The organism is Limosilactobacillus walteri (assembly GCF_014830205.1).
Taxonomy (GTDB): Bacteria; Bacillota; Bacilli; order Lactobacillales; family Lactobacillaceae; genus Limosilactobacillus; species Limosilactobacillus walteri.
On the sequence record NZ_QORN01000010.1, the window covers coordinates 57,267 to 77,326 of the forward strand.

Annotated in this window: 17 protein-coding genes; 12 read left to right on the forward strand and 5 right to left on the reverse strand. The window is 40.7% G+C overall.

Features of this window, described 5'->3' with window-relative positions; genetic code table 11:
* Positions 1-11 precede the first annotated feature (11 nt).
* Positions 12-515, reverse strand: a complete 504-nt coding sequence (locus DTK66_RS03410) for an ECF transporter S component (RefSeq protein ID WP_191667786.1) — start codon at positions 513-515, stop codon at positions 12-14.
* A gap of 276 nt (positions 516-791) precedes the next feature.
* On the opposite strand from DTK66_RS03410, the gene DTK66_RS03415 reads away from it, so the two are divergent.
* Complete coding sequence (locus DTK66_RS03415) at positions 792-2,138, forward strand: FAD-dependent oxidoreductase (protein WP_153929995.1); 1,347 nt, start codon at positions 792-794, stop codon at positions 2,136-2,138.
* 65 nt (positions 2,139-2,203) lie between these two features.
* On the opposite strand, the gene DTK66_RS03420 is transcribed toward DTK66_RS03415, so the two are convergent.
* Positions 2,204-3,178, reverse strand: a complete 975-nt coding sequence (locus tag DTK66_RS03420; protein WP_153929996.1) for a GMP reductase — start codon at positions 3,176-3,178, stop codon at positions 2,204-2,206.
* 196 nt (positions 3,179-3,374) lie between these two features.
* Here DTK66_RS03420 and DTK66_RS03425 point away from each other — a divergent pair, with 196 nt between their 5' ends.
* From DTK66_RS03425 to pyrR, 3 genes are all read left to right on the forward strand, one after another.
* Complete coding sequence (locus DTK66_RS03425; RefSeq protein WP_153929997.1) at positions 3,375-4,673, forward strand: adenylosuccinate synthase; 1,299 nt, start codon at positions 3,375-3,377, stop codon at positions 4,671-4,673.
* Between the two features lie 147 nt (positions 4,674-4,820).
* Positions 4,821-5,600 (forward strand): immunoglobulin-like domain-containing protein, encoded by a 780-nt coding sequence (locus DTK66_RS03430; RefSeq protein ID WP_191667787.1) that lies wholly within the window; start codon positions 4,821-4,823, stop codon positions 5,598-5,600.
* A 163-nt stretch (positions 5,601-5,763) separates the two neighbouring features.
* A complete protein-coding gene (pyrR, locus tag DTK66_RS03435) occupies positions 5,764-6,300 on the forward strand; it encodes a bifunctional pyr operon transcriptional regulator/uracil phosphoribosyltransferase PyrR (RefSeq protein WP_153930018.1) in 537 nt (178 codons plus the stop codon).
* A gap of 67 nt (positions 6,301-6,367) precedes the next feature.
* Here the strand turns inward: pyrR and DTK66_RS03440 are convergent, their stop codons facing one another.
* Positions 6,368-6,754, reverse strand: a complete 387-nt coding sequence (locus tag DTK66_RS03440) for a hypothetical protein (RefSeq protein WP_153929999.1) — start codon at positions 6,752-6,754, stop codon at positions 6,368-6,370.
* Between the two features lie 165 nt (positions 6,755-6,919).
* On the opposite strand from DTK66_RS03440, the gene DTK66_RS03445 reads away from it, so the two are divergent.
* The 3 genes from DTK66_RS03445 (at position 6,920) to DTK66_RS03455 (ending at position 10,155) form a co-directional block, all read left to right on the forward strand.
* Positions 6,920-7,651: a gamma-glutamyl-gamma-aminobutyrate hydrolase family protein gene (locus tag DTK66_RS03445; RefSeq protein ID WP_153930000.1), complete on the forward strand. Its 732-nt coding sequence runs from the start codon at positions 6,920-6,922 to the stop codon at positions 7,649-7,651.
* Positions 7,652-7,656: 5 nt separating this feature from the next.
* Positions 7,657-9,042 (forward strand): APC family permease, encoded by a 1,386-nt coding sequence (locus DTK66_RS03450; RefSeq protein WP_153930001.1) that lies wholly within the window; start codon positions 7,657-7,659, stop codon positions 9,040-9,042.
* A gap of 471 nt (positions 9,043-9,513) precedes the next feature.
* The gene (locus DTK66_RS03455; protein WP_225208976.1) at positions 9,514-10,155 is read left to right on the forward strand and encodes a TetR/AcrR family transcriptional regulator; all 642 of its coding nucleotides are present in this window, start codon (positions 9,514-9,516) and stop codon (positions 10,153-10,155) included.
* Between the two features lie 66 nt (positions 10,156-10,221).
* Here DTK66_RS03455 and DTK66_RS03460 read toward each other — a convergent pair whose 3' ends face one another.
* Positions 10,222-10,626, reverse strand: coding sequence for a hypothetical protein (locus DTK66_RS03460; protein WP_153930003.1), 405 nt, complete (start codon positions 10,624-10,626; stop codon positions 10,222-10,224).
* A gap of 137 nt (positions 10,627-10,763) precedes the next feature.
* On the opposite strand from DTK66_RS03460, the gene DTK66_RS03465 reads away from it, so the two are divergent.
* The 5 genes from DTK66_RS03465 (at position 10,764) to DTK66_RS03485 (ending at position 19,131) form a co-directional block, all read left to right on the forward strand.
* The gene (locus DTK66_RS03465) at positions 10,764-12,305 is read left to right on the forward strand and encodes a glycosyltransferase (protein ID WP_153930004.1); all 1,542 of its coding nucleotides are present in this window, start codon (positions 10,764-10,766) and stop codon (positions 12,303-12,305) included.
* Complete coding sequence (locus DTK66_RS03470; RefSeq protein WP_191667788.1) at positions 12,305-13,807, forward strand: glycosyltransferase; 1,503 nt, start codon at positions 12,305-12,307, stop codon at positions 13,805-13,807. The genes DTK66_RS03465 and DTK66_RS03470 overlap by 1 nt, the downstream gene beginning before the upstream one ends.
* Before the next feature lie 114 nt (positions 13,808-13,921).
* On the forward strand, positions 13,922-15,859 hold the full coding sequence (locus tag DTK66_RS03475; RefSeq protein ID WP_153930006.1) for a fibrinogen-binding adhesin SdrG C-terminal domain-containing protein: 1,938 nt from the start codon (positions 13,922-13,924) through the stop codon (positions 15,857-15,859).
* Between the two features lie 186 nt (positions 15,860-16,045).
* Positions 16,046-17,728 (forward strand): alpha-glucosidase, encoded by a 1,683-nt coding sequence (locus DTK66_RS03480; protein ID WP_191667789.1) that lies wholly within the window; start codon positions 16,046-16,048, stop codon positions 17,726-17,728.
* 17 nt (positions 17,729-17,745) lie between these two features.
* Entirely contained in the window at positions 17,746-19,131 is a 1,386-nt protein-coding gene (locus DTK66_RS03485; protein ID WP_153930008.1) for an SLC45 family MFS transporter, read from the forward strand.
* 134 nt (positions 19,132-19,265) lie between these two features.
* On the opposite strand, the gene DTK66_RS03490 is transcribed toward DTK66_RS03485, so the two are convergent.
* Positions 19,266-19,973 carry a type 1 glutamine amidotransferase domain-containing protein gene (locus DTK66_RS03490; RefSeq protein ID WP_191667790.1) on the reverse strand — a complete coding sequence of 236 codons (708 nt, stop codon included), beginning with the start codon at positions 19,971-19,973 and terminating at the stop codon, positions 19,266-19,268.
* Between the last annotated feature and the right edge of the window lie 87 nt (positions 19,974-20,060).

Consider the following 20,060-nt stretch of genomic DNA (forward strand, 5'->3'; position numbering starts at 1 on the left):
AAGTTTTTTGTTTAAAAATTGAAATTGTGCTTTTGTAGTTGTTTAATCACGATTAATGCAACAATCCCCCCAATCATTCCTTGGATAAAGTTAGAACCGAGGCTTAGAAAACCAGTAATTACATGGTACATTACAGTATTACAAATAAAGTAAATTGCGATCATAATAATTGTTCCAGTAAGGATAGCGATCCACTTACCCCAGCTTGTATTACCGTATTTTTTATAAAGCCATCCGCTAATAAATCCTTCCAATCCATGAGCAACAAAAGAAAAGAGTGCATCTTGAGGAAAGCCTGAAATAAGGTCAAGAAAAAGTCCCCCAAAACCGCCGACGATGCCGCCAGCGCCGGGACCCAGCAACATCGCTGCGATGAATACCCCGGCATCGCATAAATTAACATTCCCATGGGTCCATGGAATAGGAATGAGGAAAAAACGTCCGAGAACAATTGTTAGTGCAAGCAACATTGCAGCTACGACTGATCGTCGTAACTTAATGGTTGATGATTCCATACAATAACTCCTTAAGTAAATTTTAATCTTTCTGTAATTTTACAATATTTATCTAAATTTTTCAGAAAAATTTTAAGTGTTTATTTATCTATCGATATAAATAAAAGGCGAATGAAGATGTTGGGGTTATAACAAGTGGGTCCGTAATTAATGTAATAATAGCGATAAATAATTTAGTGCTGATAGGCGATATTCCAATACGATATATTGAATATAAGAATATTATTAGTATAATTAATTGTGAAAACAAGAACATGATATGAGGTGTGTTTTATTATGAAGGTAATAATCGTTGGTTGTACCCACGCAGGAACTATTACAGCTACTCAAATTTTACAAAACCATCCAGAAACGGAAGTAACAATTTATGAACGAAATGATAATGTTTCTTTCCTTTCGTGTGGGATTGCAGTTTATTTAAGCGGTGATGTTGGCGACCCCGATGCAATGTTCTATTCAAGTCCTGACCAGCTTGCAGCAATGGGTGCGACTGTGAACATGCAACATAATGTTACAAATATTGACCCAAAGACAAAAACAGTTACGGTAACCAATCTTGTGACTGGTGAAGAAAAAACTGATCATTATGATAAGCTTGTTGATACGACAGGGTCTTGGCCGGTTATTCCGCCAATTGAAGGGGTGGATGGCCCCCATGTTTACTTGTGTAAAAACTATCATCATGCAAAGGAACTTTTTAATGTTGCTAAAGATGCCCAACGGATTGTTGTAATTGGCGGAGGTTATATTGGGGTTGAACTAGTTGAAGCATACACTCGTCAAAATAAGGATGTTACCTTAATTGATGGTTCGCCACGGATGCTTCATAAGTATTTTGATCATGAATATACTGACCGGATTCAACAAGAATTTACCAACCATGGAGCGCACTTTGCCTTTGACCAGCGGGTGACGGGCTTTGAAAATCATGAGGACAGTGTGACCGTCAATACAAATAAGGGAAGTTATGAAGCAGATATAGCGGTCCTTTGTGTCGGTTTCCGTCCTAACACTGATTTGTTAAAAGGGAAAGTTAAAATGCATGATAACGGCGCAATTGTGACTAACGAATACATGCAATCATCTGATCCAGATATCTATGCTGCTGGGGATTCAACCGCGGTTCACTATAATCCAACTGGTACGGATGCTTATATCCCGCTTGCCACCAATGCTATTCGGCAAGGAACGATTGTTGGGACTAATATCTTTGGCAACACCATGCGTGATATGGGAACGCAGTCTAGTTCGGGCTTGAATTTATATGGAATCACGATGGTTTCATCAGGTTTAACTCTTGAAAATGCTAAAGAGGCTGGTTTTGACGCTGCCGCCGTGACAATTGAGGATAATTATCGTCCTGAATTTATGCCAACGACTACCCCCGTGCTGATGACATTAGTATGGGATAAAAAGACGCGCCAAATCCTCGGTGGTCAGTTTATGAGCAAACACGATGTTTCTCAGTCCGCTAACATTATTTCATTATGTATTCAAGATAAGCATACGATTGATTACCTAGCATTTGTTGATATGCTTTTCCAACCGCACTTTGACCGGCCGTTTAATTACGTTAATATTCTTGGTCAAGCAGCAGTGAAAAAACAAGCAGAAATAAAATAGGCTAATCTAAAAACGACTTGGGAGTAGAAAATAACCTACTCGACAAGCCGTTTTTTAGTTAGTCTTTAGAAATCGCCATTCATAATTGAGTCTTTGACAATCATGTAATCAACTTTGCGGATTGCTTCTAAGTCACGTCCGCCTGCGTAAGAAATCGATGATTGCAGATCTTCTTGCATTTCGATAAGAGTATCCTTGATTGAGCCACGGAATGGGACTAACATTTGCTTTCCTTCCACGTTGCGGTAAGCCCCCTTTTGGACTTCTGATGCGGAACCCCAGTATTGCTTATAACGCTTGCCGTCAATCGTGATAATATGACCTGGAGATTCAAGGTGACCAGCGAGCATAGAACCGATCATTACCATTGATGCACCGAAACGGACAGATTTAGCGATATCGCCATTATGCCGAATACCACCGTCCGCAATAATCGGTTTCCGCGCAGCCTTTGCACACCACCTAATTGCTGAAAGCTGCCAACCGCCAGTCCCAAAACCGGTTTTTAACTTCGTGATGCAGGCCTTACCGGGACCGACACCGACCTTAGTAGCATCCGCGCCAGCATTTTCCAAATCACGAACAGCTTCCGGGGTTGCAACATTACCTGCCGTGACAAAAGTATCGGGGAGCTTATCTTTAATATATTCAATCATTTTGATGACAAAATCCGAATGACCATGAGCAACATCGATGGTAATATATTCTGGTGTTAATTGTTCGGATTTTAATTGATCGATAAATTCATATTCGCTATCCTTGATACCGACTGAAATAGATGCAAATAAGCCTTTATTATGCATCATTTTAATAAAATCGAGCCGTTTTGCAGGTTCAAAGCGGTGCATGACATAATAATATCCGTTTTGTGCTAGCCAAATAGCAAGTTCTTCATCAATAACACTTTCCATGTTAGCTGGTACAACGGGAATCTTGAATGTGTGGGGACCAAATTTGATGCTAGTATCAGCCTCTTTGCGGCTCTTGATTACACATTTATTTGGAACTAATTGAATATCATCATAATCGAACGTTCTCATTTGGGGAGCTCCTTTTTTCAAAAATTACCGTAAATTATTATGCGCTAAAATAGACGTTGCGTCAATGAAAATAGCGTACGTTTGAGGAATGTTAATAAAAAATAGTTCGAGAAACTGTTGACGGGGAATAAGGAATTCGGTAAAATAGCGAAGTAAAAACGTTAATTTTAGAAAATAAACGATGAGGTGAAAATGAATGTCATCAGTTGTGATTGTTGGTAGTCAATGGGGCGACGAAGGAAAGGGGAAAATGACAGATTATCTCAGCCAAGAAGCGGACGTTGTAGTTCGTTCTCAAGGTGGAAATAATGCCGGTCATACTATTGCGTTTGACGGCAAGAAGTTTGCTTTACGACTTGTTCCATCAGGGATTTTCGCCAAGGATAAGTTGGCGGTAATCGGTAATGGGGTTGTTATTAATCCACCAGCCCTGTTAAAAGAATTGCATTACCTCCAAGAAAACGGGATTGATATTTCTGGCTTGCGGATTTCTAGCCGTTCCCACATTACTTTCCCATACCATATTTTGCTTGATAAGTGCCAAGAAGAAGCAAAGGGTGACCATAAAGTCGGCACTACAAAAAATGGTATCGGCCCAACGTACATGGACAAGGTATCACGGGTTGGTATTCGGATGTGCGACCTCCTCGAAAAAGACACATTTAAAGTAAAGCTTGAACGTAATTTAGCGGAAAAGAACGAATTATTTACGAAGCTATACCATGTTGATCCAATTAACTTTGATGATATTTTTGAAAGTTATTACGAATATGGTCAAGAATTAAAACAATACGTTACTGATACCGCGCAAATCGTTAATGATGCCCTTGACCAAGATAAAAAGGTCCTATTTGAGGGAGCTCAAGGGGTTATGCTTGATGTTGACCAAGGAACATATCCCTATGTTACCGCATCTAATCCGATTGCTGGTGGTGTATGTACTGGTGTTGGTGTCGGCCCGAACAAGATCGAAACCGTCGTGGGAATTTGTAAAGCTTACTCCACGCGGGTAGGTGCTGGTCCGTTCCCCACAGAATTGACAGATGAAATTGGTGATCAAATCCGAGAAACTGGTCATGAATACGGAACAGTAACCGGCCGTCCGCGTCGGGTTGGCTGGTTTGACAGCGTCGCAATGCGGCATGCACGGCGGGTATCGGGAATCAGCTGCCTAAGTTTAAACTTGCTTGATGTTTTGACAGGGTTAAAGACAGTTAAGATTTGTACGTCATACAAGCTTGATGGCCAACAGATTGATTACTACCCGGCTAGTTTGAAGGAACTAGAACGCTGTGAACCAGTATACGAAGAACTTCCTGGTTGGGACGAAGATATTACCGAGGCAAAGAAGTTTGAGGACTTACCAATCAATGCCCAAAATTACTTGAAGCGGGTAAGTGAATTGTCTGAATCGCCATTAGCTACGGTTTCCGTTGGTGCAGACCGGATTCAAACAATTATTGTTAAAGACCCGTGGGAATTAGCGCATAAATAACTGCTTAAAGGTTGGCGAAAAATTCACCAGCCTTTTTTAGTATCAAACACAAAGTCTAGATACAAACGATAAATTAGTCTGCGCTGTGCTAATCATCATTCGAATACTGATGTGTTATAATCAGGAAAAAAGATCGGGGGCAAAAAGATGAACCAACCAACGCTAACAGTAGAACGGCACTATCTTGAATGGCCGCTCAATCAGCCACTTAACCAAGCAGAACTGATGCAGGAGCTGGGGGTCCACGCAGCAGATAGTAATGGTCAGGATCTGACGAGTAAAGTGGTTATTAATACCACCCAGGTTAATGTTGATCAGACTGGTGAATATCCGGTAATGCTAACGGTGATGGACAGTAACGGTCAAAGTACTCAGGTTAGCATTACGCTGAATGTACGTCAGCTTCGTCCCCGTACCAGTAAAGCTTCCACCGCTTCTCCCAAACCTAAGCGGGGCTGGCTATGGATTATTATCATCTTAGCAGTCATTATCTGTGCTTGGTGGGCAATTAGTGCACATAATCGCCAAGCGGCAAACCAAGCTGCGACTGATAGCCAGCAGAGTAGTCAGATTAGTAATAACTCAAGTAGTATTGACAAACTAAACAAAGATAACCAGCGTCTTGCTAATCAGGTCGCCCAACTAAAAGGAGCAACCCAGCAGTATCAAAAAGATCACGACCAGCAAGCCCTTCAAAATCGTCTTGATAAGATTGAAAATCAGAATCAACAATTGCAAAATCAAGTCCAAGACAATAGTGTTAAGGAAGACTTGAATCAAGTTAATAATACGGTTAATGAAGTTCGTCAAAATCCAGATAATGGGACCCAAATTGTTAATAAGCTAAAGAACCAAGGCAACTTCAATGCAATTTGGAATAATGTTAGTCAACAAGTGCAAAAATGGCTAAACGAGTTTGGTAATTAGGACAATTGACAGGGACACAATAGACCCTTAAAATGGTAATAATATATCACGATAGTTCCCGTAAGCATCATCTTTGTGATGGATGGGAAGACTCAGCAAATCTCTGGATCCTTCCTTACAGTGAGTGGAGGGTCTTATTATTTTAGATTAAGGAAGTGACATGATGGCTCATGAGATCTTAGACGGTTCAAGTATGCAACGTGCATTGACCCGGATTACTTATGAGATTATCGAACAAAATAAAGGTGTCGATAACTTAGTATTTGTTGGAATAAAGACACGGGGTGTATACTTAGCGAAACGCTTAGCGAAGCGGCTTAACCAGTTAGAAAATGTAGAAGTCCCGGTAGCAGCACTTGACGTTTCTCTCTACCGTGATGATCGTCATGCGCCAGACCATCACCAAGAACCAACAGTAAAAACAGACCAATTAGCAATTGATATTACTGATAAGCATGTTATTTTAGTCGACGATGTGCTTTTTACAGGGCGGACAGTTCGGGCAGCATTAGATGCATTGATGGACATGGGACGTCCTAAGCGGATATCGTTGGCGGTACTGGTTGATCGTGGTCACCGTGAATTACCGATTCGTCCTGATTTTGTGGGCAAAAATATCCCCACTGCCATGAATGAGACGGTGCATGTAGCAGTTGAAGAATATGATGGTCATGAGGATGTAACAATCGAACATAACTAGACTTGTGCTACCCGCAGTTAAATAATAGCAAGGCTCCAAAGCTCGGCAATCCGAACTTTGGGGCTTTTTACTTTATATTTTTCCACCAATCAACGGTCGTGTGTTCACTAAATACGCGTGTCCCGAATTTCTGACGGAACCACCGTACCTGTTTAGGGGTATAGCCACGAAGGACCAACGGTAAAGTCGGCCAATGCTTGTAAATTGAAAATAGCATAAGAATATATTGCTGCTTCGTAATATCAGGGGTGGGAATCTCACTAACCATCATTGTGGAAATGCTCGAGCCGATGGCGGGGAAGGTATCAAGGCTCATCTTATAGGCTGAATGATCACCAAAATTCGTGGTAAACACAAATAAGGCTTGTTTGACGTGCGGCTGGTAGTGTTGCTCAATTGTGCGATTAATTTTGCGTGCTATTTGCTTAGTTGGATTTAAAATTACGTTACGCATAAAACTCTCCCTCATTTAAACGAACGTTTGTTTATGTAATTGTAGCATGGGGTACGTGTGTTCGTAAACGGGATTTAAAATATCTAATCGAATGAATGTATTTACTTATTTTTTATAAATGGTTATTATAAAACTTATGCATAATTTTAGAGGAGAGGAAATATAATGGAAAAACCAATTATTGGGATCTCTGGATCACGAATTATTGATCAAAACGGTCCTTTTCCAGGATACTATCGAAGCTATGTTAATGAAGATTATGTTGATTCTGTAATCCAAAACGGTGGTATTCCATATATCATTCCATTTAATGAGCAGCCTGATGTGACAGTTGCTCAAGTTGCGAATGTTGATGGATTAATCTTATCAGGGGGACATGATATCGATCCGCGGTTATACGGTGAAGAATCATTGCCTAAGATTGGCGATATTTGGCCGGATCGCGATTATTTTGATATGTTGTTGCTAAGAGAAGCGGAAAAACAACATAAACCAGTACTAGGAATTTGTCGTGGGGCTCAGTTAATCAATGTTGCGCATGGTGGTTCGCTTTATCAAGATATTAGTTATCGCGATGGCCTGACTTTAAAACACAATCAAGGACGGACGCCAGACATCGAGAGCCAATCAGTAACCCTTGAGACGACTAGTTATTTGGCAAAACTATTCGGCCGTGAAACTCTGAGCGTCAATACTTTTCACCACCAGTTAATAAATAAGGTGGGGGCTGGTTTGTATGCAGTTGGTCATGCTGGTGATGGTGTCGTTGAAGCGCTAGAAAATGATGACGCGTCCGTAATTGGCGTACAGTGGCATCCAGAAATGCTCCATCGTAGTGATCGCGAGATGAATAAAGTCTTTAGCGATTTAATTAATAAGTCAATGAAAGAAGGCTAGTACCTATGACAAAAACAAAGTTAGGCTTTTGGTCAATTGTACTATTAGCAATTAATTCAATTATTGGTTCAGGGATTTTCTTAACTCCCGGCTCAGTTGTATCAATGGTTGGTACAAAAGCACCATTAGCTTATTTTCTTGCGGCGATTTTCGCTTCGATTTTAGCAATTACTTTTGCTTCAGCTGCTAAGTATGTCAATAAGAGCGGGGCAGCATACTCCTATGCTAAAGCTGCTTATGGTGAAAATATGGGCTTTTATATGGGAGTTGTCCGGTTCTTTTCTGCTTCGGTTGCGTGGGGAGTGATGGCAGTTGGGGTTATTCGAACTACATTCTCAATTTTTGGTTGGGATCAATCATTTGGTAATATTACCTTAGGATTTATAGTTTTGATGTTAATAATCATGGCGATTAACATGATGGGGCGACGAATGTTCACCATTATCAATGATTTATCAACGATTGGAAAACTTGGGGCCCTGGCCCTAATTATTATTGCTGGTGTTATCGTTCTTTTAAAAACCGGCACTAACCATTTTAACGAGTTAAATCAGATGACGAATAGTGCGGGTAAATCATTGATCCCGCCCCTGACGACATCTGGGTTTGTAATGGCAGTAATCTCAGCATTCTATGCATTTACCGGCTTTGAAGCAGTTGCAACTGGTTCAGAAGACATGAAAAAACCAGAAAAAAACTTACCACGAGCCATTCCGTTGGCAATACTGGTAATTGCGGTTGTTTATATTTGTACGATTGCAGTCGCGATGATGATTAATCCAGCAGCCATGGTAACTACTAAACAAGTAGTAGCGCTTGTAGCGATCTTTCATAATCAAGTATTGCAAAATGTAATTCTTGTCGGGGCGATTATCTCAATGTTTGGAATTAATGTTGCATCATCCTTCCATACGCCACGGGTCCTTGAAGCAATGGCAAATGAAAATCAAGTACCCCAGTTTATTGCCCGGCGTACGAAACGTAATTTTCCTCTGGTATCATTTGTGATTACCCTAGTTTTAGCAATTGGTATTCCAATGGCATTTCAGTATAACTTACCGACAATTATTGTCATCAGTGCTACGGTTCGCTTCTTTGAGTTCATTGTGATTCCGTTGGGCGTTATTCGTTTTTACCGTGGAACGAATAAAGAAGAGATTTTACCAGCCCATAAGGATCTTTTTACTGATGTTGTTTTACCAGCCTTGTCAGTTGTGATTACTGCTTTTCTTTTGCTTCGTTATGACTGGGTAAGTGAGTTTAGCATTAAGCAGGCGGGACATCTTGTGCCGAATTGGTTTGCAATATTTGGGATGTTCTTTGGCTTTGTGATTTTACCATTAATTTTATTTTGGCTAACCCGTCGAGAACGAGCAGAAAATATTAAATAACTAAAAAACGCTCAACAAACTGCACAAATTGTTGAGCGTTTTTTATCTTGATTAATGATGTTTTTAGGGAATATAGGTAGTTGATACCGCACATTTATCTCCTACCAAAAAGAAACATCAGATTAATTGAAGCAGACACCTAAAAGACAATCGTGGCACCACCCGTGAAGAAAAGCAAAAACCTTGATTGGGAGTTTATTGTACATTTTAATCCTTATTAAAATGAGAAAAAGATAAGGAATTGAAAATATGTAAGGTATAGGTCAATTTCTTCGTAGATTGTTTTTGATGTTAAAACTTCAATTCGTCTGCAATTTTAACAGTTGATTTATCAGTTGTTAATAGTTTCTGGACATTATACACGATTCGTGTAAAACTGTTACTAAGGATATACTTTGTTTAATAAGAGTGTTATTTAATTAACTGATTGTAGTGACTTAAAATTAATTAGATTTAGTTAGGGGATAAAAGATGGATATTCGTAAAATCAATACATTAAATCGAATAAAAGAAGGATTTATTACCGTTCTAGATACTAAAAAATTATCAGAATGTACAACAAATGATATTGTAAATAGTGCGGAAGTTAGTAAGAAGACATTCTATAATTATTATCAAAATAAGCATGATCTTCTCCGAGAAATTGAAAATGATCTTTTAAGCGGGCTGCGCCAAGCCTTACAAGCAGATCGTGAGGAATTAAAAAATGTTGGTCATTTACCTGATGCGAATGAGATTATCGATTTGGCTAGCGTTGCCTTTAATCAAACATTAGCATTTTGTAATGAAAATAAGCATTTTTTATCAAACCTGCTTTCGTCAAACGGGGATATGCAGTTTTATCAAATAATTGTTAAGGTCGCAAATGATGAATTTGACGCCCGATTGCCATATTTATTTGGCGACATTGACATTAAGAAAGCAAATGCTAAGTCGCCGATTCCATTTTCGTTTATTAAAACGCTTTATATTAATACGATTGTTAATTTATTGATGCTATGGGGTGAGGCTCCTGATTCATTGAGTATCAATGAGATTAAGTCAATTGCTGGCTTGGTTCAAGCTAAATCGCCAATTGAGTTAATTCAGATTTATAAGACGTATTTAGACTAGCAATAGCGTTCTAAAATACAAAATCGTCCAGCAAACATTTATTAATGTTCACTGGACGATTTTACTTTATTCTTTCCAATACCGTGCCCTGGTCAGCAATTCACGGGAACGCTGGTCAGCGGGGCGGTAACCCTTGTTAAATAAGTGGCGGAAGTACATCATATTGTAGAAAAAGCCGAAAAAGATTGACGGCCATGGGAATTGTAAGAGATTATTAAGCCCAAAAAACATCACAACTAGGGCATAATCAATGTCGAGGACAATCATTAATATAAAGTTGTAATAATCAGCACGAAATAGGGCTGGTAGCGGGCCAAACCAAAGAGTTGTCCATGAAAAACCGACTTTGGCTATTCGGATATCCCCCTGGTCATTAACGATTTTTGCGTAGTTTGGTGGGAGGGGGAGATTGTTTAAATTAAACGGATTTTGGTTATCATTATTATTGTTATTACCAAATGGGTTTTGCATATCTCGTCCACTTCTTTCTATTAAATATTAATATTAACACATTGCAGGAGTGATAGGAAACACTGGTCAAGCTTTCAAGGAATATTAACAAATATATGTTAAACTCAAATTGATAACCACGAAAGGGGACCTTGGGGATGCTGTTTTTCTTAAATGATAATATCCAACGAAACAAATCAGGGATTGAACACGCGCAAATTAAACGCCTGCACCTGTTTGAAAAATATGACCAACCAGCTAGAATTGTGACACGACAATATTCAAATGAACTACACCTTGTCACAGCTGAGGCAGGGATCGATGATAAAAATTTTATAAATTTATTTGATTACTTTCAAAATGCCTGTAACGTCCCGCAAAAAGATATTCGGATTAAAGATATTCCGGTTAATCCACGGTGGGAGCGAAAAGCAGATGGTATTAACTATAATTATTATCAAAACGGCAAGCGGATCCTCTATGTTCGTCGACGAAGCGATGCCGATCGGCGAGTGATCAATTTACAATACTTTGATCACTATGGCAAGCTATTAAAAGTTAGCTGGTTTGATAGCCGTGGCTTCATTTCTGTTGAGCAATTATACGACTGGGAAGGCAAGATGGCAACGGAAAATTATTACCGGCCAGATGGGTCGCTGGCAATTCAGCTTTCGCACCAACAAAATAAACGGGGCAAAGAAATCAAGACTTACCACCTCTTTAATTACCATGGTCACGATTATCACTTCAATGATTTTGATCACTTAACCCGGTTCTTCTTAGATGAATTAGTAACTGACAAGCAGATTTGCGGATCAAGTCCAGTGGGGTTGGTAGTTGATCGGGTTTATGAGCTTGGTTGGGCGGTGTTACACATGGAACACCGCGTTTTCCGAGTATTACAGCTTCATAATGACCATGTTAATAATCCGACTGATATGCTGCATTCGCCGCTTAATTATAACTATGATTGGGGATTAAAACATCTGCACGACTGGGATGGCGTTATTACATTAACACCACAGCAGCAACAGGACGTTATTGAGCGGTTTGGCAAACTTGGTGTCAAGGTCTATCGGATTCCAGGACCAATTGTCCCTGCCAATGTTATTAATAAAAAACATGTCTCGTTTAAGAAGCGTTCGCCAAAGCAAGTGGTAATGGTTGCCCGGTTGTCACCGGAGAAACAGCAAGACCACTTGTTAAAGGCTTGGCCACAGGTTCTAGCAGCTGTTCCAGATGCTAAATTGGATTTTTGGGGTTATGCTAATGATAATTTCGACAAAACGCTTAATAAAATGGTAAAAGATGAACAAATTAGCCACTCAGTTACATTTCATGGCTATACGGATGATGTTAATTCCGTCTATGAAGACGCTCAATTGTTGATCTTGCCTAGCCGTGCGGAAGGATTACCATTATCATTAGTTGAGGCGCAGTCGCATGGCTTACCGATTATTGCTAATGATATTAAGTATGGTCCGTCAGATGTAATCATTGACCAGCAGGACGGATTATTGACTCAAAATGGTGACATTGATGGCTTAGCACAAGCAATTATTAGTCTCTTAAACGATCAAGAACGGTTAGCGGAAATGAGCGCGCATGCATATGAAGACAGTAAGCGATATTCGGAGCCAAATGTGATGAAGCTGTGGGATGAGCTTATTGGTGACATGCAGGCCAAGGAGGAAGAGTAATGTACTTTTTTGTAAATCAGTATTTACTAAGCAGCAATTCAAGTGTTGAGCACGCTGAAATTAAGCGATTAGCGCTGTTTAAAAAATATGATGCCCCAGCAAAATTAGTGACTCGCGATTTTGACTTAGTGCTGCATGAAACGATAAAAAAATTCAACTTGGATGACGACCAACTTGTTAATATGTATGACTTTTTTGCACAGACGACAGACTATCAAGGCAAAAAATTTCATACTGAAGATCTCGAGCTTCCGATTGACTATCAAGTTGGAACAGGAAATAATTATCGGGAAGTTAAAGATGGCGACCGTCTTGTCTGCGAAGTCCATTTTGCGGCGGGAACCGTTGGCCAGGTAAACCATGTTGACTACTTTGATATTGCGGGCAATATGACACTGCGTCAGAAATATGATATTCGCGGCTTTAAAGCTGTTGATGAGTTCTTTGGCGAAGATGGGCAGATGTATTATGCGCGTTACTATCGGCCAGATCAGCAAGTGTACCTTGAACGTTATTTTGTGAAGTCGGTGGAAAATACGCCGATTAACTCTTTGAATGTCCTTCGTAATTATAAAGGGAAAGATCGATTCTTTGATACACTTGAAGATCTCTTTACTTTCTTCCTTGATGAGTTGAATAAGGAAAATGGGGCCAATAACATCTTTATTGCTGACCGTCCGGCTGTTGCTATCAAACCAGTACAAGAGATGACGACTGCTGCTAAGAAATTTTTATGGCTGCCAATGAACCAAGTAAATGATGGTCAAAACTTGTTAAACGGTCCGCTAAATTCGATGCTAGTCGATCCGGTAACGACTGCTGCCGACAAGTGGGATGGGATTATTGTAATGACCGCCAAGCAAGCAACAGTATTAAAACGCCAAATCAACAATGCATTGCCGATCTATGTTATCAATGGTATACCGCTAACAACTGAAGCGCAGCGGATCGCAATGACTCAACGGACGCCGGGGCAGTTGATTTACGTTGGGCGGCTAGGTGAAGATAAGCAAATTAATCAACTAATTAATATCTTTGCCCAAGTTCACCAACAGGTTCCAGTAAGTAAACTGACGTTATACGGGTATGGAACTGCCGAAGACGTTGATAATTATAAAAAGCAAGTTAAGAAGATGGGGTTAGAAGGTGTAGTTGATTTTGCTGGTTATCAAGTTCAATTGGCAGAAGCCTATGACCAGGCACAATTATTTGTTGATACGAGTCGGATAGACGCGCAGCCGTTGGCAATTGGAGAAGCATTGAACCATGGTGTGCCGGTAGTGTCATATGATTATCTTTATGGGCCAGCAGAAATGGTAACGTCTGGACAAAATGGGGAACTAATACCATTAAATGACCAAAGCCGATTTATCCAGACAGTTATTCGATTGTTGCGTGATCAAAAGGAGTTGCAAGGTTTAAGTGACGGTGCTTATGAGCATCGTGACAAGTTATCAGCGGAAAAAACTTGGCAACAATGGCAACAGTTATCATCTATTTAATTTAAATTTAGGTATAATATAAGAAAAAGGATACAAAATAAAGTGATTAAATGGTTTTGAAGCCTTTAACGGTTATCTGATGATAATCAAAAGATGGAGAATGAGGGCAGAAAAATGGACAATTATCAAGCAATGAATTTTTATTATGGATTACTTAATTTGCGCGCTGGATTCTTTACTCCTAATTCATGCGCGGTATTAATGCTGGTTGCACAAAGCTTAGAGGAAACTGAAGAACCGGTTGAGACAGCATACCACCAGGTTGAAGAGCGTGAGGAACGCCAAACAGCGTCAGTAACGCCACAAGAACAAGTTGAATTTGGCTCATTTTATGAAGATGGGCACATTTTGCATAATGTTAAGATTGACACCCAGTCAGATTTCTTCCTCGACCCAACACGTGGTGACACGGTTAAATGGCATGTTCGGTTTACTGTTGCTAAAGATGTTCGACCAGCTGACCAGTTTATCGTCCAGTTATCTCCTAATTTAATTATTGCTCCTAATGGTCACCCGCAAAAACCAATTGCGGATTTTGCGGATCAGGATGGGGTTGTAATCGCGATGGGCGAGTATCATCCTGCAAAGCACCAATTGGTATATACATTTACTAATTATGTCACGGAGCATCGCAAAATCACGGGTGAGATAAAGGGCGAACTAGCAATCGATCCGCAAACAACGCCGGAAAACGAATTTGGTTTGGCTTGCTTTATCAGCATCGATGATTATCGCAAAGATTTTACTATTGATGTTGACTATCCAGACCTCGGTAATGATATGTTTTTAGGGATTTCTAGCCGAATGATGAGTTTCGACCAAGATCAGCATCTTTTTACTGATTTAATTTATGTTAATACGGGGCAAAAAGAACTTAACCACGCTTATATTGTTTTTAATACAAGTGAGATGGTTGAAGAATTATCAAATGCAATCGTTAAGCCATCAACCATGCGGATTGAGATTTATCAAAATTCACATGGGCTCAAGCTTCCACAATCGTATGGCGTTAATCTCCAACGATTGCGTGAAATTACGAACCGCTTTCCAGTCGTTGAAGGGGATCACCTTGTTGATACCCCGTTGACAATGTCGTTTGCGGATAACAAAATGCGTTTAAATTTTGCTGCTAAAAACACCAATGATTCCTATATTATTAAGGTGATTGGTCAATATAACGATGAGCTCGATGGTGATGTTCGGTTGCGCGCACGGTTATTTGGGGTAGACCAACAAAATGTTTATATGAGTAATTCTACGGCTGCGATGGCAACGGGGGTTTCAATGACTGTTGAAGGTCAGGCGGTGCCTAAAGAAGGCTATGAGCAAACGTTTAGCGAGGTACATGAGGAACCAGAACAGAAAACCGCTGCTTCAATCGATGAAGCAGTAACTGAATCACCAGAAATGGCAGCCGTTGAAAATGAGAACCTCGATTTTACGGCAATGGATGACTTTGCTCCGGATTCAGCAAATGCAGAAGCAACCCCTTCGGCCGGAAATGAGAGTGAAGAACCAGCTGTAACAGATGAGGACGAGATTGCGGATGAAACGCCTGTTGAAGAGGAGCCAACGGCGGAAGAGCCTAATTCCTCAGCGTACATTGTTTCTTTTGATGAGTCGACAAATAAAGAAAACGAGCCGGAAGATAGCGGTGATGGGGGAGAAGAACCATCCCCAGCTTCAGAATCAGCAGAGCCGATTGGGGCGGATGACCTATCAATTTCCTTTGATATCCCAGTTAGCGAAGAGCAAGTAAGTGCAGAAGAAGAGACATCGGCAAATGAAGAGGAGCTAGCCGAGTTAGAATCACCGCAGGAAGATCGTCCAATCCCAACACCTCATTCTGCGGAAGAAGATCAATCGGAAGCGGTGGATTTGGAAGTTAAAGAGGTAACGGTTGAAGAAGAACCATCCCCGGTATCGAAATCCCCAGCAGAACCTGCGGGGGCGCCTTTGCCGAAACCAGCACGGCGACCACCACGGCGGCAAAATCGGTTCCAGTCTAATGGTCGGACTGGTCACACCATGCGCCACTTACGTCGATTTTAAAAAACAGCTTGGATCAACGCAGTTAGTGATGATCCAAGCTGTTTTATTTTACTAAAATGTAATCGTTTACATAAAATTGTTGCAATTAAAAATAATGGTGTTAATATTTAAATGTATTTAAGTAAACGTTTACATTTAAAAAATTAACTGAAAATTGTGTAATTTTATGGAGAGAGGTTTTATTTTATGGAAAATAATCACTGGTGGAATAAGTCAGTCGTTTATCAAATTTACCCGAAGAGCTTTCAAGATACCAACCATGATGGAGTTGGAGACCTGCGCGGAATTATTAACCATCTTGATTACATTAAAAAGCTGGGAGTAGACGTCATCTGGCTAAACCCGATTTACGAATCGCCACAAGTTGATAATGGGTACGATATTAGCAATTATGAAGCAATTAACCCCACACTAGGGAATATGGATGATTTTCAAGAATTGATTGATGGAATTCACAAACGCGGAATGAAGTTGGTCATGGATTTGGTTGTTAATCACACCTCTGACCAGCACAATTGGTTTAAGGAATCACGAAAGGGCAAAGATAATCCATACCGTGATTATTATATTTGGCGCGACGGTAAAGATGGCAAAGAGCCTAATAACTGGGGATCTTACTTCTCAGGAGCAGCTTGGAAATACGATGATGAATCTGGGCAATATTACCTGCACCTTTTTGCGCCAGAGCAGCCGGACTTGAACTGGGAAAATCCACAGGTCCGTCATTCGGTTTACGATATGATGAATTGGTGGGCCGCCAAAGGAGTTGATGGCTTCCGAATGGACGTTATCAATTTGATTTCTAAGCCGACGGGGTTGCCTGATGCTGAGAAGAGCGGTGATGAGAAATATGCCAATGTTGAACCATTAGTTTCTAATGGTCATCGAATCCACGAATTCTTACAAGAGATGAACCGCAACGTCATGAGCAAGCACAAGATGGTTACGGTTGGTGAGACTCCTGGTGCCACGCCAGCAGATGCCGAAAAATACGCTAGCCTGGATAACAAAGAATTGAACATGATTTTCCAGTTTGAACACATGGGTCTCGATGGCAATCCTAACCCAGCATTAGGTAAATGGGATGATCGGAAAACAAGCTTAAAGGACTTACGGGCTAACTTAACGAAATGGCAAGAAAAGCTATATGGTAAGGCTTGGAACTCTCTTTATTGGAACAATCATGACCAACCACGGGTAGTATCCCGTTTTGGTAATGATAAGACAGAAGAATTTCGTGTCAAATCGGCAAAAATGTTGGCAACAATGACGCATATGATGCAAGGAACCCCATATATTTATGAGGGTGAAGAAATTGGGATGACTAATGCTTACTTCCCGAAGCTCGAAGATTATGTTGATCTCGAATCAATTAATGCTTACCATCAGCTGGTCGATGATCAACACCTGCTTGATGGCGATACGATGATGAAGTATATTGCCATCCATTCTCGTGATAATGCCCGGACCCCGATGCAATGGGATGATAGTGAGTATGCTGGTTTTTCTGACCACACACCGTGGGAAAAGGTTAATCCTAATTACAAGCAAATCAATGTTAAGAATGCGTTGGCGGATAAAAACTCTATCTTCTATTACTACCAAAAGTTAATTGAATTACGGCACACGATGCCGGTTATCACTAATGGTAAATATGCGCTTGTAGCGGGTAATGAAGATGATGAACAAATCTTTGCTTACACTCGGCAAAACGATGAAACAACGCTGCTTGTTATCTTAAACTACACTGATGAAACTGTTACCCGCCAATATGATGTTTCTAGTGATGCCAAACTGTTAATTAGTAATTATGAAGATGACCAACACGATACTATTCGTCCATATGAAGCAAAAGTTTATCAATTTTAGAGTGGAGATGAACGGTGATGGATAAACCAATTTCAAAAACAAATCAAAAAGCAGAGACGAAACAAGTTGACCTTGATACGGGGATGCCAGACTTACCGAAGAAAGAACTATTTGCGATTACTTTTGCATTCCTAGGGATCAATATGGCATTTTCCCTCCAAAGCTCGCAAATGAGCCGAATTTGCCAAACCATCGGTGCTAATCCGAATAATCTTGGTTTCTTCTTTATCTTTCCGCCATTAATGGGGATGATTGTTCAGCCAATCATGGGAAAGATGTCAGACCGGACATGGAACCGTTTTGGTCGGCGATTACCCTATCTTCTCTTCGGGACGCCGATTGCCGCATTAGTTTTGATTATGCTGCCATTCTCTGGCTCCCTTGGCTTTGGTTATGGGTCAATGGCCGCAATGATCTACGCTGCGACTGCCGTTTGTTTAATGGACTTATTTAGTAATATTTGTATGCAGCCGTCACGGATGATCGTTGGGGATATGGTAAACAATAAGCAAAAGAACTTTGCGTGGTCCTGGCAACAAGTATTCTCCAACGGCGGAGGAATTTTAGCGACGATCTTACCTTTCATTTTTACAATGTTTGGGATGTCGAATACAGCGAAAAGAGGGGTGGTGCCTAATACTGTTATTTGGTCATATCTCTGTGCGGCAGCTGTTTTATTATTTACTGGTTTATGGACGGTCTTTAACGTCAAAGAATATGACCCTGATACTTATGCCAAGTACCACCATATCGATCCGGACGACCGTAAGAAGTCGGTTAGTCTTTGGAAGCTAGTTAAAACCGCGCCACGGGCATTCTGGGAAATTAACCTTGTGCAATTATTCAGTTGGTTTGCCATTATGTATGTGTGGACTTACACGACCGGAACCTGTGCACGGAATATCTGGCATACTTCAGATGTCACCTCTGCAGGTTATCAAGCTGCGGGTAACTGGTACGGGATTTTGACCGCGGTTTACAGTATTGCCGGCATTATCTGGGGGTTAATTTATGCTCACGCTAAGGCTGGTTCTCGGAAGAAATGGTATACTTTTGGGATGATTATTGGTGGTCTGGGGCTGATCTGGATGACTTTTGTCACTACTAAGACAACCTCAATTATTGCCATGATTATGTTTGGGATTGGTAACTTCAGTATCAACACGATTCCATTTACCCTGCTTACCTCATCATTAAATGGTAAAAACGAAGGGGCCTACTTGGGACTCTTCAATGTTGGTATCTGTGTCCCGCAAATCATTGCCTCCCTTTGCAGTTTCTTCCTCTTCCCGCTCGTTGGTCATAATCAACCAATGATGCTCTTACTTGGCGGAATCTCACTTTTAATCGGGGCCCTTGCCGTTCAAACGATTCACGAAGGGGTTACCGTAAAAGAAGGATAGTAGTCTAGTTGAATTTCTCCTTAAAAAACATAAATATCGAAAAAAGCTACTCAATGGTTGCGATTAACCGCCGTGATTGAGTAGCTTTTTAAGTAAATGAAATGGCAAAAGAGATGCTTATCAAATCGGGAGCCTTATTTATCCTTCGTACCTGTTGTACTAGCTGGCTTGATTTCATGTAGTAGTTTTTCAGCTACCGCTTGTGCAGAAAAGGGGTTCTGCCCCGTGATTAGGCGACCGTCTTGGACGACAAAGCTGGAATAAGCGTGTTTTTTTACAAACTGTGCCCCGCGCTTCGTAGCCATCGGTTGGTTTAGGAAGGGAACTACTTGATATTTTCCAGCGAGCATTTCTTCGGTCGTTGTAAATCCAGTGATTTGCCGGCCCTTGATTAAGAAGTTTCCATTAGGCAATCGTAAATTAAATAATCCTGCAATTCCATGACAGACTGAGGTAATATAGCCCCCATTACGATAAATTTTTTCGGCTAATTGTTGGAGCGGCTGGTTATTTACAAAGTCCCACATCGCGCCGTGGCCGCCAGCATAGTAAATAGCATGATAATCCTCAGCAGTTAATTCGGCTGGATTATGGGTTTCGGCTAACGCACGACGTTCAAAGTCGCGGCTTTGATATAACCGGATACTTTCTTTATTAGCGTACTTTAAACTACGCGGATCGACTGGTACATAGCCGCCTTGGGGACTAACATAGTCAACTTGATATCCGGCCTCGTGCATTTTTAAAACAAATTCGGTCGTTTCACCTAGCCATAATCCTGTGGGCGTTGCTTTTTTCCCGTAAGTAGCTTGGTTGGTCTCAACAACTAATATTTTTTGCATTATTACATCTTCCTTCTAACATTTTATGCGGTTCTTTACAGGGACTATCCGTGGAGACTTATGGACGTAATGTATCATAGCTAAAAT